This window comes from Vibrio sp. V03_P4A6T147, assembly GCF_002241085.1.
Classification (GTDB): Bacteria; Pseudomonadota; Gammaproteobacteria; order Enterobacterales; family Vibrionaceae; genus Vibrio; species Vibrio anguillarum.
On the sequence record NZ_NDIO01000321.1, the window covers coordinates 1 to 2,152 of the forward strand.

Below are 2,152 nucleotides of genomic sequence, written 5' to 3' on the forward strand. Positions count from 1 at the left end.
GATATGAATAAATGGTACGGTGAATTTCATGTACTAAAGAATATCAATCTTACCGTTAAAAAAGGCGAAAAGATCGTTATTTGTGGCCCTTCAGGCTCAGGAAAATCGACCATGATTCGCTGTATTAACCGCTTGGAAGAGCACCAAAAAGGACAAATCGTCGTCGCGGGCAACGAACTGACGGAAGATCTTAAAAATATTGAAGCCGTGCGACGCGAGGTCGGTATGTGCTTCCAACATTTCAATCTTTTTCCACATTTAACCGTGTTAGAAAACTGTACACTCGCTCCAATTTGGGTAAAAAAGATGCCTAAAGGAGAAGCTGAAGCGGTTGCGATGAAGTACTTGGAACGCGTAAAGATTCCTGATCAAGCAGACAAATATCCCGGTCAACTTTCTGGCGGTCAGCAGCAACGAGTTGCGATTGCACGCTCATTGTGCATGAACCCACAGATTATGTTATTTGATGAACCAACATCTGCACTTGACCCAGAAATGGTACGGGAAGTATTAGATGTTATGGTTGAACTCGCAGGAGAAGGCATGACGATGCTTTGTGTTACCCATGAGATGGGCTTTGCTAAAGAAGTGGCCGATCGCGTTATTTTCATGGATGCTGGTGAGATCATTGAAGAAAATAACCCTGTTGAATTTTTTGAAAATCCTCAATCCGATAGAACGCGCAATTTTCTCTCTCAAATTCTCCATCATTAATGGATTAACGACCAACAAAGAGAGAGGTGAACATCACCTCTCTCTTTGTTTATGAGCATAGACACATGGTGTTACACATTCTTTAACATCTAAGTGACTATTTTTATTAAAATTTACACAAAACAAATACGATACAGGGCTTGCTTTTTAGCTCATTCAGCCCCATAAATGTACAAACAAACATAAACCCTTACGAGGAAGATTATGAACAGCCCTATGTTTACTCGCTCAGCTAGCTTAGAGAGCACACTACAAACTAATAAAGTGTTGAAGAATACTTACTTCTTGCTTTCAATGACTCTTATCACCAGTGCTACTGCTGCGATGGCAACAATGGCAATGCAGATTTCACCATTCATGGCACTCGCTATGCAGTTGGGAGCAATCGGTATTCTATTCTTCGTGATGCCTAAAGCCATTAATTCTTCTTCTGGTATAGTGTGGACATTTGTGTTCACCACATTAATGGGCGGTGCTCTGGGCCCAATGCTTAATCACTATGCGGCAATCCCGAATGGCTCTAGCATTATTGCTCAGGCACTCGGTCTTACTGGCCTTGTTTTTATGGGCTTATCAGCTTATACCATTACGACTAAAAAAGACTTTTCGTTCATGAGAAGTTTTTTAATGGCAGGCCTCATTATTGTCATCGTTGCGGCGATTATTAATATTTTTGTTGGTTCTACCGTTGGCCAACTTGCGATCAGCAGCATCGCGGCGCTCGTGTTTTCTGGTTTTATCCTATTTGACACAAGCCGCATCGTACGAGGTGAGGAGACAAACTACATTAGTGCTACCATCTCAATGTATCTAAATATTCTGAACTTGTTCACAAGCTTATTGGCTATTTTAGGCATTATGAACGACGACTAATTTACGTCGACATTTTGTCCAAACGAGCCCGCAAGCCACAGCTTGCGGGCTTTTTGCTTTCTAAACAGTTGAGATCACACATTCACTACGCTACCCTAAACGCGGATTTTTAATCGAGTAATAAAGATGTTTGAATACAATGGTAAAACCGTCGAAACTGATGCTCAGGGTTACCTCCTAGACCATACCCAATGGGAAGAAGGAATGATCCAGACACTGGCCAGTCAGGAAGATATCGAGTTAACAGACGCTCATCTAGAAGTCATTTGGTTCGTGCGCCACTTTTATGAAGAGTTTAATACTTCACCCGCAGTGCGTATGTTAGTCAAAGCGATGGAAAAAGCGCATGGTCCGGAAAAAGGCAATAGTAAATATCTGTTCAAACTCTTTAAAAAAGGCCCGGCCAAACAAGCAACTAAACTTGCTGGGTTACCAAAACCTGCCAAATGCTTGTAGTGTGAAACTAAGCCCCCAAGCAACTTAACCATACAAAGCACAAAGCGGTGCTACTTTTAAAGTATTTCGAATCCGCTATATTTTTCAGTATAAGAAAGAAGTGATTCAA

Annotated in this window: 3 protein-coding genes; all 3 read left to right on the top strand. The window is 41.5% G+C overall.

What is annotated here, in order from left to right; all coding sequences use genetic code 11:
• The coding region (locus B9J84_RS12490; protein ID WP_143698867.1) for an amino acid ABC transporter ATP-binding protein at nucleotides 1–714 on the top strand (714 nt) is incomplete at its 5' end.
• A gap of 204 nt (nucleotides 715–918) precedes the next feature.
• The gene (locus B9J84_RS12495) at nucleotides 919–1,587 is read left to right on the top strand and encodes a Bax inhibitor-1 family protein (protein WP_094124266.1); all 669 of its coding nucleotides are present in this window, start codon (nucleotides 919–921) and stop codon (nucleotides 1,585–1,587) included.
• 126 nt (nucleotides 1,588–1,713) lie between these two features.
• Entirely contained in the window at nucleotides 1,714–2,043 is a 330-nt protein-coding gene (locus B9J84_RS12500; RefSeq protein ID WP_047689503.1) for a TusE/DsrC/DsvC family sulfur relay protein, read from the top strand.
• Nucleotides 2,044–2,152: the final 109 nt, after the last annotated feature.